This window comes from Kutzneria sp. NPDC051319 (assembly GCF_040682195.1).
Taxonomy (GTDB): Bacteria; Actinomycetota; Actinomycetes; order Mycobacteriales; family Pseudonocardiaceae; genus Kutzneria.
In genome coordinates this window covers 25,363-38,590 of the sequence record NZ_JBFBAM010000051.1, presented here as the reverse complement: position 1 = coordinate 38,590, position 13,228 = coordinate 25,363, and the positions used below count along the sequence as shown (strand labels likewise).

General features: G+C 68.1%; 10 protein-coding genes. 4 read left to right on the top strand and 6 right to left on the bottom strand.

What is annotated here, in order from left to right; translation table 11 throughout:
• Positions 1–42: 42 nt before the first annotated feature.
• Positions 43–852, bottom strand: a complete 810-nt coding sequence (locus AB0M73_RS34975) for an SAM-dependent methyltransferase (RefSeq protein WP_363900061.1) — start codon at positions 850–852, stop codon at positions 43–45.
• Between the two features lie 409 nt (positions 853–1,261).
• Here AB0M73_RS34975 and AB0M73_RS34970 point away from each other — a divergent pair, with 409 nt between their 5' ends.
• Positions 1,262–2,017 carry a hypothetical protein gene (locus AB0M73_RS34970; protein WP_363900058.1) on the top strand — a complete coding sequence of 252 codons (756 nt, stop codon included), beginning with the start codon at positions 1,262–1,264 and terminating at the stop codon, positions 2,015–2,017.
• 71 nt (positions 2,018–2,088) lie between these two features.
• Here AB0M73_RS34970 and AB0M73_RS34965 read toward each other — a convergent pair whose 3' ends face one another.
• Complete coding sequence (locus AB0M73_RS34965; RefSeq protein WP_363900055.1) at positions 2,089–3,513, bottom strand: non-reducing end alpha-L-arabinofuranosidase family hydrolase; 1,425 nt, start codon at positions 3,511–3,513, stop codon at positions 2,089–2,091.
• A 538-nt stretch (positions 3,514–4,051) separates the two neighbouring features.
• Between AB0M73_RS34965 and AB0M73_RS34960 the strand changes: the two genes are divergently transcribed.
• Together AB0M73_RS34960 and AB0M73_RS34955 are read left to right on the top strand one after the other, a co-directional pair.
• Positions 4,052–4,891: a protease pro-enzyme activation domain-containing protein gene (locus AB0M73_RS34960; RefSeq protein WP_363900052.1), complete on the top strand. Its 840-nt coding sequence runs from the start codon at positions 4,052–4,054 to the stop codon at positions 4,889–4,891.
• A 133-nt stretch (positions 4,892–5,024) separates the two neighbouring features.
• A complete protein-coding gene (locus AB0M73_RS34955) occupies positions 5,025–5,693 on the top strand; it encodes a hypothetical protein (RefSeq protein WP_363900049.1) in 669 nt (222 codons plus the stop codon).
• A gap of 128 nt (positions 5,694–5,821) precedes the next feature.
• Here AB0M73_RS34955 and AB0M73_RS34950 read toward each other — a convergent pair whose 3' ends face one another.
• Both AB0M73_RS34950 and AB0M73_RS34945 read right to left on the bottom strand, forming a co-directional pair.
• Positions 5,822–6,667: a chitosanase gene (locus tag AB0M73_RS34950; protein ID WP_363900046.1), complete on the bottom strand. Its 846-nt coding sequence runs from the start codon at positions 6,665–6,667 to the stop codon at positions 5,822–5,824.
• Between the two features lie 147 nt (positions 6,668–6,814).
• Positions 6,815–9,010 (bottom strand): glycosyl hydrolase, encoded by a 2,196-nt coding sequence (locus AB0M73_RS34945; protein ID WP_363900044.1) that lies wholly within the window; start codon positions 9,008–9,010, stop codon positions 6,815–6,817.
• A gap of 607 nt (positions 9,011–9,617) precedes the next feature.
• On the opposite strand from AB0M73_RS34945, the gene AB0M73_RS34940 reads away from it, so the two are divergent.
• Complete coding sequence (locus AB0M73_RS34940; protein ID WP_363900041.1) at positions 9,618–10,820, top strand: glycoside hydrolase family 5 protein; 1,203 nt, start codon at positions 9,618–9,620, stop codon at positions 10,818–10,820.
• Positions 10,821–10,858: 38 nt separating this feature from the next.
• Here AB0M73_RS34940 and AB0M73_RS34935 read toward each other — a convergent pair whose 3' ends face one another.
• Both AB0M73_RS34935 and AB0M73_RS34930 read right to left on the bottom strand, forming a co-directional pair.
• Positions 10,859–11,833, bottom strand: a complete 975-nt coding sequence (locus tag AB0M73_RS34935; RefSeq protein WP_363900038.1) for a PDR/VanB family oxidoreductase — start codon at positions 11,831–11,833, stop codon at positions 10,859–10,861.
• A gap of 250 nt (positions 11,834–12,083) precedes the next feature.
• Positions 12,084–13,139: an aromatic ring-hydroxylating dioxygenase subunit alpha gene (locus tag AB0M73_RS34930; RefSeq protein ID WP_363900035.1), complete on the bottom strand. Its 1,056-nt coding sequence runs from the start codon at positions 13,137–13,139 to the stop codon at positions 12,084–12,086.
• Positions 13,140–13,228 lie beyond the last annotated feature (89 nt).

Sequence of the window (13,228 nt, the reverse complement as noted above, 5' to 3'; positions counted from 1 at the left end):
CTGAACCACGACTATCGGCAGGTCGCACGACGTGACACAGTGTCACGGTTTGACCGCGACCCCCGCGTACAGTCCGTCCCGCTCAGGTTCCACGGCGGGCGCGATCCCATGGTCCGGCCGCCATCCCGAGGTCGTGACCAGCCCGGGCTCGACCAGTTCGAAGTCGCCGAACAACTCCAGCACCTGCTCGCGAGTTCGTGGGAACACGTGGTTCTGCGTGCTTTTCATCGTCTCGATGATCTCGTCGCCGTGCACGCTGGTGAAGTCGTCGGTCAAGTGTGTGAGCGCGAGGTGGCTCCCCGGCGCGATGGCGTCGCGGTAGCGGGCGAACACTCCGGCCGGGTCGCAGTCGGGCGGCAGGTAGTGCCCGATCGTGATGGCCAGCAACCCGACGGGCTGCGAGAAGTCGATCAGCCTGCGAGTCTCCTCGGCGTTCAGCACATCGTTCGGCCGAGTGACGTCGCACTGAACGATCGTGGCGTCCTCGTTCTCGGCGAGCAGGAGTTGACTGTGGGCGACGGCAACGCCTTCGTAGTCCACATACACCACGCGCGAGCCCGGCAGGACCTTCTGAGCGATCTCATGCACGTTGCCGGCGGTCGGAATGCCCGAGCCGAGGTCGAGGAACTGACGCACACCCGCCTCCGCCATGAACTGGACCGCACGGCGCAGGAAAGCACGGTTGCCGCGGGCGATGTCGGCGACGTTGGGCTGAACGGCAAGCAGCCTGTTGGCCATCGCCCGGTCAGGGGCGAAGTTGTGGCTGCCACCGAGCAGGTAGTCGTAGATCCGCGCCACGCTGGGCACGTCTCGATCTACCCCGGCCGGGGTCCACTCCACCGTGTCCGACATGCGTGCGCCTCCATCAGGTCCGCACTATTTATCGCATGGCGAGCAGGACCGCCACCACCGCCACCCTGCCGAGCGAACACTCGAGTAGCTCGCCCTGAATCCCTGACCGGCCTGTCGTCGCAGGCGGGAGGCATGGGCCGACTTCTGGAACCCCGAGGGATGACGACGCTCCGGGGCAGCTATCGCCAAGCTGTTGACTGGCTGTCGGCGTGCTGTTGATCGGCGTGGTGCGGGCACGGCAGGACGTACGGTGCGCGCAGGACGTCGAATCCGGCAGGAGCGCGGAATGATCTGGTGGTCGGTCGGATTGGCCTGCGGTGCTGCGTGTTGTCAAGCCGTTGCGGCGTATTGGCAACACCGCGCGGTCCGCGCTGGGCAGAACTCCGGCCTACTCACCGGCCGCGCGCTGATGCGAACCCTGGCCGACCGGCGGTGGCTGCTTGGCCTGCTCATGATGGCGGTCGGGGCCGCGATGCACATCGCTGCGCTCGCCACGGCGCCGCTGGTCGTCATCCAGCCCGTGGGCATCCTCGCCCTCATCCTGATCGCGCTGCCCGGTCGGCGCAGCCCTCGCATGCCATTCCTGGCGATCGCGCTCACCAGCGTGGCCGTCGGGCTTTTCGTCGTGCTCGCGGCCAGTACCAGCACCCAAGCCGCCATCCCCACCAGCGCAGTGCTCAGCGCGGTGCTGATCGGTGCGATCGCGGTCGCGGTTCTGCTGGCATCGGGCCTTGCCACGACGGGCCGTCGACGGTGCGCGCTGTTCGGCACCGGGGCCGGCGTGCTCTACGGCACGGTGTCCGCGGTGATCCGCGCGATGCTCCAGCACATCAGCTCGTCCGGTCTGAACCTGATCGCACTCGTGTTCGCCGCGACGATCGCGATCGCTCTGCTCGGCGCCGCCTGGCTGATCAACCAGGCGCATGCCAACGGACCGGCCGCGGCGGTCGTTGCCACGTTGACCATCGTGGATCCCTTGGTGGCGTCGGGCATCGGCTTGTTCGTCTACCACGAGTCGACCAACAACAGCGTCGGCATCATGATCGCCCAGGCGGGTTGCGCGATAGTCGCGGTGGTCGGGGCGCTCGTGCTGGCCGGGCGTCTACCCGAGTTGGCGGCCGTCGACGGCCGGTCCACCGAGGAACACAGCCTCCAGCTGATGTGAGACCAGAAGGGACCCCAGCCGGTGGGCGGCTGGGGTCCCTCACCGAGACATGCGTGGTCAGGCGGAGTGGGTCAGTGTTGCAGCGTCAGGACACCCGGCCGCCACGGCAGCTGGTCGTAGGGGCCGCCGGCGCTGGGGGATTTGCCCTGGTAGAGGAACTGCAGGTTGCAGGGGTCGATGGTCATGGTCTGGTCCGGGTTGTTGCGGACCAGGTCACCGTGGCTGATGTCGTTGGTCCAGCTGGCGCCGCTGTTGGCCTTGCCCGCGAAGGGATTGCTCTCGCTGCTGGCCTGCGGGGTCCACGAACCGCCGAGGCTGCTGGCCGTGAACGAGCGGAAGTAGCGCCCGTTCGCGCCCATCGCCTCGACGATCATGAGGTACTGGCTCTGGCCCTGCACCTTGTAGACCTGGACCGCCTCGAAGAGGTTGGCCGTCGAGTCGCTCATGACCGTCGTGTACGAGGAGCCGAAGCTGCCAGGGAAGTTGCCGATCGGCATGCTCGCCCGGTAGATCTTGCCGTTGTCGCCGGCGAAGAACAGGTACATGTTCGTGCCGTCGCCGATCAGCGTCTGGTCGATCGGGTTGGAGCCACCGCCGAGGCTGCCCGAGAACAGCGGCTGCGCCGAGGACCAGCCGTTGGGGTTGGTGGGGTCGCTCGACGTGCGGTAGAAGAAGGGCGTGGCGCCCCACTGGCCGGCCAGCACCCAGATGTTCTTCGGCGCGAAGTAGAACAGCGTCGGCGCCACGGTGCCCTGGCTCATCCCGGTCTGGCCGGCCGAGGCCATGTCGGACCAGTTCGTGAAGGGGCTGAAGGCCATCGAGCCGTACCCCGACCCGGAGACGTTCGACGCGTAGACGATGTGCTTGCCGTTGTAGACGACGCTGCTGAAGTCCTTGACCGAGACCCACCCGTGCTGCGGCGTCGCCAACGCGCCCGTCGACGTCCAGCGGTACGTCGACGGAAGAGAGCAGTTGCCGCCTCCCCCGGGTGGCGTGGTCGACAGGCCGGTCCACTTCTGGTTGCTGCCGCCGTTGCACGTCCAGATCTCCACCGCGGTGCCGTTGGCCGTGCCGGCGCCCGTGACGTCCAGGCAGAGCCCGGACTGCACCCCGACCACCGTGCCGTCGGCGTTCACCCGCCACTGCTGGTTGGCCCCACCGTTACAGGTCCAGATCTGCACCCGGGTCCCGGCGGTGGTCGCACTGCCGGGCACGTCCAGGCACTTGCCGCCGTACACCGTCAACTGGCCGCTGTCCGTCGCCGTCCACTGCTGGCTCGCCCCGCCGGAGCAGTCATAGATCTGCAGGTAGGCGCCGTCGGTCTGGCTGGCGTTCGGCACATCCAGGCATCGACCCGAACCGACACCGTGCAGCGTGCCGGTGGCGGCAGCCAGGGCCGGTCCGGCCCCCAGCGCCACTCCCGTGACGACCATCGCCGCGGCAGCGAGCACGGCGATCAGGGATCGACTCCTGCGGCTGATGCTTCCGCTGTTCATCACGACCTTCTCCCAGTCAGCTGCAGGTCCATTTATGGTTGCTCCCACCGTTGCGCGGTCCGATCGGCATTTCCGTGAGCGAGAAGACTGTTACCGCTAACATTCCGTCGTCTCAGCCTCGACGTCCGCGAGAAGAGTTGTCAATCCACGCGCTCGGGTGCCGGGGATCCTGATGCCGGACCAGGCGGCCTTGCCACGTCAAGGCCACCGCACCATGTCCACAAAGGACAGATGGGCGGTGAAAGTTACAGACGCGCGGGCAGAGTACGCAACACCGGTCGGCCGCCTGCGGCGTATGAGTGCGGTAGTCCGCGCCCACGCGCCAGCCCGTCGGGTGTCGCATCCACGAGGCACAACGGTGGCGTGACGTGTGGCTGCGCAGCAGGGCGCGGGCCGCAGGCTTGACCGCAGCCAGCTCGCCGAACTGTTCCTGACGCCACGCGGCGGTGATGAGCGAACGGGCAGATCGGCACGACGGCTGACTGCCGGAAGTGGTCGAGAATGACCGGTTGGTGGGCGAAAGTCCCAGTGTGAAGCCATGTCCCACGCCACGCTGCCGGATAGTGACCGGACCGCCCTGGCGGACGCACGGCCACTCGGCCCGGTGGACGCGACCGAGCGAATCGAGTTCACCGTCGTCCTGCGTAGACGGTCCCCGCTGCCGAAGGACCTCGTCGACGGCACACGAATCGTGTCGCGGGACGAACTGGCCGCACGATTCGGCGCCGACCCGGCGAATGTGGACAACGTGAAAGCGGTGTTCCGGACAGCCGGCATAGCGGTTTCCGACGTGCACATCGGGCCGCGGCGGCTGTCGTGCGACGGGCCGGCCGACGCGGTGAGCGCACTGTTCGCCACCGAACTTCGGCGGACGCGGAGCACGGATCCGAGAACCGGACAGCCCGTCGAGCACCGGAGCCGATCGGGAAACCCGGGAATGCCGAGCGTCCTGGACGGCATCGTGGTCGCTGTCTTCGGCCTCGACGACAGACCGCAGGCCCAGGGCAACCTGCGCCGCCAGACGCCCTCGGGCCAGCGGCAGGAGAGCCGGGGACGTTCGCGATCAACGAATCGCGGCCCCCGACCGGGGACACCTTGTTCGTCGCCCCGACGGGACGGGAGAGTTGGTGACGATCAACCCCGTCACCGGGACCAGATCGGTGTCGCGAACTCAAGCACAATCCATTTGCGTATCGTGTCGGACCGAGCGGCATGGTGTGGAACACTTGCGGCGAATGTCCAGCACGAAGTTCAGCGTCATCTGACGACACCTGCCGTGCACCCTACTGCCCTTGGTGATCGTGTGATTTTTGGCTCACTCCTGCCAGCACGCCGCTTGACGCGTTCACACGGACCACGCCATGACGTCCGCGAATGACCGTCCCGGGTCGTCGTGACCAATCTGATACCCAATCGCGCGCCTGGGCGTTCTAGCGCAGCGGCCTTCTTGGCCCGTAGGGTCGCTCGGTCCTTACTCTCCCCCTGGCTGATCAGAGATCGGGTTACGACGGATGACACTCACAGCGCGACGGGCGTTCGGCATCGGCTCCGCAGCGGCCGTGGCGATCGGCGCCGCAGTTCTGCTTGCCGCCCCCGCCGACGCACACACGCCGACCCTGACGGCGGGATGTGTGGGCGAGCAGACCACGCTCACCATCGACCTCAAGGACTACAACGGCAGCCACCCCAACTCGGTGTCGGCCACGGTCCAGGCGGCCGGTGCGAAGAGCACGACCAGCCTGGTCCAGACCACGTTCCAGGACAAGTACCACGCGACGTTCCATGACGCGAAGGCCATTCCGAGCGACGTGGCCGAGACCTTCGTGGTCACGGTGAAGGCGTGGGACGACGCCAACGGCAAGAACGGCTGGTCGTTCACCAAGACGCTGCAGGCCGCGGCGTGCCAGAAGAGCACGCCGCCGCCCACGACCACCACCACGACGACCACGGCCACCACGACGACGTCCACCACGGCGGTGACCACGACGACGGCTCCGTCGACGACCACCTCCGCGGTGGTGGTGGCGCCGACGACGACTGAGACGTCGGTCGAGAACACCGCGCTGGCCAACACCGGTGTGAACTCGGGCGTGATGATCGGGATCGCCGCGCTGCTGCTCGTGCTCGGCGGTGGCCTGCTGTTCGCGCTTCGGTTCCTTGCTCGTCGCCGCAGTCACTGACCGGTAGTCACTGACCGGTAGTCGCTGTCACCGTGGGGTCCGTCGGCCTGACCAGGTCGGCGGACCCCACGGTGTTTGACGGCGGGTGTGTTCGGGTGATGGCGTGGGGCCGGCGGACCCGCGGCTGGTCAGCCGTCGATGTCGAAGGGCTGGCCGTAGACCTGCCAGTGCAGCGGCGGGTTCAGGGCGAGGTTGCCGTTGTCGAGGAAGACCCGCTGCTCGGTGTCGACGCGGGTGGTGTCGCTGTGGGCTTCCTCCGTGAGCATCGCGGCCTTGCGGGCATCGAGAAACGCGTTGAGGTAGGTCACCTCGTCGCCGCCCTGGGCCGGGGTCCGAGCGCTGCGCATGGCGGTGGCCCGGATCCCGCCGAACGAGGTCCCGTCGGTGCCGGGACCGTGCATGACGATCGCGTCGTAGTAGATGAACTGGCCGAGCGCGCCCAGTCCGTCCTGTTTGGCCTGGCTCACCGCCGGGTCGAAGTAGACGCGGTCCCGCTCGTCGTTCTGGGCCTGTTGGAAGACGGGGTCGCCCGCGGCGGACGCCCAGTCGTCCTTGAAGGTGGGATCGAGGCCGTCGTGCGAGTCGGAGCCGTTGACGGCTTCGAGCGCCGGCAGGTACCTGGCGAGGACGTTGCCGGGCTCCCGCTGGGCATAGCTCCGAACCAGGTCGAGCATGTCGCCGGTGCCGGAGCAGAAGCCGATGATGCCGGCGGTGTAGCCGCGGCCGTCGTGGATGTCCTCGATGTAGGAGTACTGGGCCTTCCAGTCCAGCGAGGAGTTCTCCGCGCTGGAGACGAGCTCCATCGCGATCTCCTTCTTCGCGGGGTCGTTCAGGTCGCCCTCGTCGGCGCGGACCTGGTGCACGGCCGTCGGCGTGGCGAAGGCGACCGCGGACGGCACGGCGGCCGTGCACAGGGCGAGCAGGGAACACGCGAGGGCCGCGGTCGCGGCGCGCGCTGCGGATGAAGTTGGCACCGAAGGATCTCCATGGGCAGGGGGTGGAGGGTGTGCTTCGGCGGCGGGCCCCTATGTTCGTAAAGGAACCTTCATAATGTCAACACCTGCTGCGAGGACCGCTCGGATCCGTGCCGGCGACCCCGCGCGGGCCGCCGGCACGGCCGGTCACGCGACGGTGAGCGAGTAGAAGCCGCGCCCGAAGGTGGCGATCACCAGGCGATGGTGCGACGGGTCGTACGCGATGTCGTCGACCGGCACCAGCGGCAGGTTCCGGCCCAGCCGCGCCCACCGGGCGGATCCCGCCGGACTGGCGAACACGCCTTGGTCGGTGCCGGCGTAGAGAATGCCACCCGCGCCGATCACGAGGGTGTTCACCGGCGCCTGCGGCAGATTTCCGGACAGGTCCGCCCAGTGGCCGCCGCTGTCGGTCGTGCGCAGCACATGCGGCTGCGCCGAACCGGACCGGTAACCGGACAGCGTGACGTAGGCGGAGTTCGGGCTGTGCGGATCCGCGACGACCCGGGTCACCCAGGGCTGCCCGGTGAGCACAGTGGTCCAGGAGGCGCCGAGATCGTGCGTGACCCAGACCCGGCCGTCGTCGGTGCCGACCCAGACCGTGTGCTGATCACCCGCCGCGGCGACGGTGGTGATGGTGCCGAACGGGTAGTCGTCCTTGCCGGGGCCGCCGGTCAGGTCGGGGCTGATCGCGGTCCAGGTGACGCCGCCGTCGGTGGAGCGGTTGAGCCGGTTTCCGCCGTAGTACATGACTTTCGGGTTGATCGGATCGAACTGGACCGGGGTGAGCCAGTTGCGGCGGTCGGAGGTGGTGGCGTCGGTGAAGTCGGTGGTCGTGGCGCCGCCGTCGGTGGACCGCGCGCAGTTGCCGTACTGGTAGCAGGCGTAGACGGTGTTGTCGTCGGCCGGGCTGATCAGGTTCTCCTGGCCGTCACCGCCGAAGTACTCGTTGAACCGCGGACCGCCCCACGACCGCAGCGATCCGTTGTCCTGCGCCCCACCGGAGACGCGCGAGGTGTCCGCAGCGGTGATCGCCACGCTGTAGAGCTGCGTGAACGGCTCGCTCACGGCGTGCGTCCAGCCGCCGTCGCCGTTGCTGTCGGACCGGTAGACGCCGCCGTCGTTGCCGAGGTACACCCGCTTCGGATGGCGTGGATCCCAGACGATGGCGTGCTGGTCGGAATGCACGTCGTCGTTGGCGGTCCAGGTCTTGCCGCCGTCGTGCGAGGTCATCAGGGGCACGCCGGCCAGTTGCACGTGGTTCGCGTCACGCGGGTCGACCCAGATCTTGCCGAACCACCAGCTGTAGCTGGACTGCGAGTCGACGAGTTCCGGGTCGTCGGGCAGGCGGGTCCAGGTGTTGCCGGCGTCGGCCGAGGTGTAGGCGCTGCCGTAGGCGCCGGCGGCCGTGCCGACGATGGCGTACAGCCGGCCCGGCTGGGAGGCGGAGACGCCGAAGCCGTAGCGGCCGACGTCGGGTCCGGTGGCCGGCAGGCCACCGCCGAGCTGCCGCCAGGTGGCGCCGCTGTCGGTCGAGCGGTACAGGCCGGAGCCGACTCCGCCGTAAACCCGCTGGTCGGGCTGCCGGCGGTGGTCCCAGAGCGCGGCGTAGACGCGGTGCGGATCGGCCGGATCGAACTGGACGTCGACCGCCCCGGTGAACGCGTTCGGCACGTCGAGCACCTTGTGCCAACTGCTGCCGGCGTCGGAACTCAGGTAGACGCCGCGATCACCGCCGGGCGTGTACAGCGAGCCGTTCGCCGCGACGAGGATCCGCCGCGGATCGGTCGGGTCGATGGCGATCGCGCCGATGGTGCCGGAGTCGGGCAGCCCGACCTGCCGCCAGGTCGCGCCGTGATCGGTGGAGCGGTAGACGCCGGTGCCCTCGTAGGTGACGCTGCCGCCGCCCGGATTGGGTTCGCCGGTGCCGACGTAGACCGTGCCGTTGGGCGCTACCGCGACGGCCCCCATCGCCTGCGTGGCGTCCTGCGGCCAGGCGGCGGTGAAGGTGCGGCCGGCGTCGGTCGACCGCCACAGGCCGCCGCTCGCGGAGGCGGCGTACAAGGCGTCGGTCGCGGTCGGGTCCATGGCCAGCGCGACCACCCGGCCACCGATGTTCGTCGGACCGAGCGGCTGCCAGGCGCCGCCGACCGTCGGCAGGTGGTGGGCCTGAGCTGCGGCGATATCGTAGGCGTGCCGGGGAAGGGTCTGACCCGGCACTGTTTTCTGCACGTAGCTGTAGTCGGCGGGGGCCGCCGGGCCACTGTCATCGTCGTCGTCCATGGGATGGGCCGTGGGAACGACCAGCGTGCCGACGAGCGCGACAGCCGTTGCTAACCGAAGCATCCGAGTCCTTCCTACGAGCCGTGCCGTGACGAAGGGGACGCTAGGAGTAGTGGCCGCCGCACAACAGCCGTCGAAGGTCGGTCGGTCGCGACGACGTGCCTCATCGGCCAGGGCGGCGGCCGTGGTGTGTGAACCCGTTGGGTCGAGTACAACGGACCCGGAACCACCCCATCGGTTGCGCCGTCCCGTTCTTCGAGTTCGTGGCAGTGTCAATGCGATCAGCGCGACTGTGTGCGGCAACCGTTCGTTCGCGACGACTCCAGTGACCGCCGCCGCCGGCCGGTTCCGCGGTTGGCCCGTGCTCGGTCCCGTACCGCAGCCCGAATTCGCGGCGTTCACGCTTGTCGAAAGGCACATCGACGCGCGGCCAGAACACGTGACAGGTTGTCATGATCTGGCCGAGCGGCCGGCATCTGAAAATTTCATACCGCCGGAACCGCGACACGCGTGTTTCGACGAAGCTGGCAGACAACACTTGCCAGGCCCATCGTCGTGCGGTTCCATCGGCGAAGTCGACCGTGCGGCATTCACGGCACCAGCCGCACTCCCTCCGCGGCAAACGGCGCGACGACGTGTCCGTTCGCGCGTCGGAAGAGAGGAAACACCTATGGCCCGCACCACAAGGAAGACCAGAGTCGCCTTCCTTGCCGCCCTGTTGGCGGTCGCCGCGTCCGCTTCCGGCCTGGCGACCCAGGCATCGGCCGGCACCGCACCACGGTCGAGCGCTTCGCAGATCGTGGCCGACATGGGCGCGGGCTGGAATCTGGGGAACCAGTTGGAAGCCAACGCCAACGGTTATCCCAGTGAGACCGCGTGGGGGCTGCCGACCGTGACACAGGCCCTCATCGACAAGGTGAAGGCGGCCGGATTCAAGACGATCCGGATCCCGGTCTCGTACCTGAACGACATCGGGGCCGGCCCGAACTACACGATCAACTCCTCCTGGCTGAACCGGATTCAGCAGGTCGTCGACTACGCCTACAACCGCGGCCTGTACGTGCTGATCAACATGCACGGCGACGGCTACAAGTCCGTCACCGGCTCCTGGCTGATCTGCGACTCGTCCGCGCAGACGACGATCAAGGCCAGGTACCAGAAGGCGTGGCAGCAGATCTCGGCCAAGTTCCAGAACTACGACCAGCACCTGATCTTCGAGTCGATGAACGAGGAGTTCACCGGGCAGTACGGCAATCCGACCCAGCCGTGCTACTCGAACATCAACGGCTACAACCAGACCTTCGTGGACACCGTGCGGAAGACCGGCGGCAACAACAGCGCGCGGTGGCTGCTCATCCCCGGCTGGAACACGAACATCGACTACACCACCGGGAACTACGGCTTCGCGCTGCCGACCGACCAGTACCGGTCCTCCTCCATCCCCGGCAGCGAACAGCGGATCATGATCTCCGTGCACTACTACGACCCCTGGGACTTCACCGGCACGGACAGCGGCGCCATCACCCAGTGGGGCCGCGCGGCGACCAATCCGGCCAAGAAGTCGACCTGGGGCCAGGAGGACTACCTGGACGCGCAGTTGAAGAAGACGTACGACAAGTTCGTAACCAAGGGATACCCGGTGGTGGTCGGCGAATACGGCTCGATAGACAAGTCCTCGTTCGACTCGTCGAGCAACAAGTACCGTGCCGACTACGCGCACGCCGTCGTGGCCACGGCCAAGAAGTACGGCGCGGCCGCGGTCTACTGGGACAACGGCGCGAACGGCCAGTACGGATTCGGGCTGTTCGACCGGAAGTCCTACGCGGTCACCCATCAGGAGATCATCAACGCCATCATGAGCGGCCTCCGCTAGCACTCCGGCGTGTGCGACGCAGCACGAGATGCCTGTCGTCAGAGGTCGAGGACAAGGCGGGGGGAATGCGAGCGGGACACGCAGATCATCATCACGTCGCCGGCCTCCTGTTCCTCGGCGGTGAGGACGGAGTCGCGGTGATCCGGCTTCCCGGACAGCACAGCGGTCTCGCAGGTGCCGCAGGTTCCCTCCTGACACGAGGAGAGCACCGAGACGCCCGATTCCTCGACGACACCGAGGATGGATCGGTCGGTCGGGACTTGGAGCACCGTGCCCGTCCCAGCGAGCTCGATCTCGAATGCCGTACGAGAACGGTCCAGCGCGCCGTCCTTCGGCGCGAACCGCTCCAGGTGCAGCACGCCGGACGGCCGACCGGCGCAATGCTGCTCGACTGCCACGAGCAGGGCTTCCGGTCCACAGCAGTAGATCGCGGTGTCGTCGGCGTCCGATCCCGGTTCCGCGAGCAGCGAGGACAGGTCGAGCAGACCGTGCTCGTCCTGCGGGTGAATGTCGACGCGCCCTGGATATCGGACCGTCAACTCGTCGCGGAACGCCATCGACTGACGTGTGCGGCCGCCGTAGACGAGCCTCCAGTCCGCTCCGCCAGCCGTTGCCTGCGCGAGCATGGGCAGGATCGGGGTGATGCCGATGCCGCCGGCGATGAACAGGTATCGCCTGGCCTCCACGAGGGCGAAGTGGTTGCGAGGACCGCGAAGGTGAACGCGCTGCCCCTCGACGAGAACGTCGTGCACGTACCGCGAACCACCCCGGCCAGCCTCCTCGCGGAGCACGGCCACCTGGAGGGTCGACCTATCATGCGGGTTCCCGCACAGGGAGTACTGCCTGGTCATGTCGTCGGTGAGCACCAGATCGACGTGCGCGCCCGGCTTCCACCCGGGCAGGGACTCCCCGTCCGGGTGGCGCAATGTCAGCCGCACGACGCCGTCGGCGATCGTCTCCTTGCGCACGAGCACGAGATCGAGTTCGTGCTCGGTGTGTGGCTCGGTCGTCATCGCGGTGTCTTGTCCTGGTCTCAGGTCGACGCCAGGACCGGTGCTCCGACCGGCCGTGGCTGTGGTTCGCGGTGGGTCGCCTCGTGTCCGGCGGGGTGGCCGAGAAGCCAGTCCCACAACTCGGTCGGCTCGTCGAACTCGCGCTCGGCTCCGCAATGGCACACGGCACGGAGCCGGTCCGCGCCCGGCACCCAGTGCACACGGTGGACACGCCGGCCGGACGACCCGGGCCGGTTCTCGGGAAGGTCGGTCATGACGGGGTGCTGGCAGCCTGAGGTGCACGGGCCATGCGCTGGAGCATCCGACGTGCCGCGAGGCCGCCGGTGTCGATGTTGATCGACAGCTCCTGGTAGCCGTCGGGCTCGGTGGCGATGACCCGTTCGAGGACGTCGAGCGCCGCAACGTCCTGCAGCACGACCGTGCGGTTGCTCTCGGCGAGGAAGGTCGACACCTCCTGGTCCTCCAGGGCGAAGTCCCGCGCCACCGCCCAGAAGTCGTGGGTGGAGTTCTCGGTCTCCGGCGTGATCGCGTAGACCACCTCGACGTGGAAGGCGTCCGGGTCGGTGCCGTCCGGGTTCGGCACGGACCCGACCGGGGCGACCCGGCTGTGCAGGATGTACAGGCATGGCGGCGTGTACTCGATGTCCTGCCAGCGGGTGATCCGGCCCCGCAGCCCGGTGGACCTGGCGTAGAACGGCGGACATTCCGTGTCGTCCATGTGCCGCGAGACGTAGACGATGCCGGCCTCGTCGTCGACCTCGGTCGTGATCGGGGTCGCCGCGACCTCCGCCGTGCCGATGTAGCCGCCGTGCAGATAGGTCTCGTGGGACAGGTCCAGCAGGTTGTCGACGAGCAAGGAGAACCGGGCCCGCAACGGCTCCATGCCGGCGACCGTGGCATAGTCCGGCGAGTCGAGGTACGGCGCCCGAGGGATGGCCGACGCGTCGGCCTTGGCGGGATCGCCGATGAACACCCACACGAACGAGTCCTGCTCCACCAACGGATACGGCAGCAGCCGCGCGGTGCGGGGGATCCGGCTCTGTCCCGGCACGGCCACGCATTTGCCGTCGCTGGCGTAGGTGAACCCGTGATAGCCGCACACGACCTGATCGTCGACGAGCCTGGACGGCGCCTGCGAGAGCGGGAAGCGGCGGTGGACGCACCGGTCGGGCACGGCCGTCACCGGGCCGCCCCGCGTGCGCCAGAACAGGATCGGCTCACCGCAGATGGTGCGGGCGAACAGCTCGTGACCGATCTCCGAGCTGTAGGCGGCGACGTACCACTGGTCGCGTGGAATCTCCGTCATGGTCATCGACCTCCCGCGAGGTGACAGCTGGCACGGACCACAGCATCACGGGTGCTCCCCCACGCGCCAACAGCTCTTCCGGAAAATGG

What these genes read in the sequence shown, in the direction of transcription:
- AB0M73_RS34930 (WP_363900035.1), bottom strand. Translation starts at nt 13,139, where the DNA reads ATGACGGAGATTCCACGCGACCAGTGGTACGTCGCCGCCTACAGCTCG.
- AB0M73_RS34940 (WP_363900041.1), top strand. Translation starts at nt 9,618, where the DNA reads ATGGCCCGCACCACAAGGAAGACCAGAGTCGCCTTCCTTGCCGCCCTG.
- AB0M73_RS34955 (WP_363900049.1), top strand. Translation starts at nt 5,025, where the DNA reads ATGACACTCACAGCGCGACGGGCGTTCGGCATCGGCTCCGCAGCGGCC.
- AB0M73_RS34960 (WP_363900052.1), top strand. Translation starts at nt 4,052, where the DNA reads ATGTCCCACGCCACGCTGCCGGATAGTGACCGGACCGCCCTGGCGGAC.
- AB0M73_RS34935 (WP_363900038.1), bottom strand. Translation starts at nt 11,833, where the DNA reads ATGACGACCGAGCCACACACCGAGCACGAACTCGATCTCGTGCTCGTG.
- AB0M73_RS34945 (WP_363900044.1), bottom strand. Translation starts at nt 9,010, where the DNA reads ATGCTTCGGTTAGCAACGGCTGTCGCGCTCGTCGGCACGCTGGTCGTT.
- AB0M73_RS34975 (WP_363900061.1), bottom strand. Translation starts at nt 852, where the DNA reads ATGTCGGACACGGTGGAGTGGACCCCGGCCGGGGTAGATCGAGACGTG.
- AB0M73_RS34970 (WP_363900058.1), top strand. Translation starts at nt 1,262, where the DNA reads ATGCGAACCCTGGCCGACCGGCGGTGGCTGCTTGGCCTGCTCATGATG.
- AB0M73_RS34965 (WP_363900055.1), bottom strand. Translation starts at nt 3,513, where the DNA reads ATGAACAGCGGAAGCATCAGCCGCAGGAGTCGATCCCTGATCGCCGTG.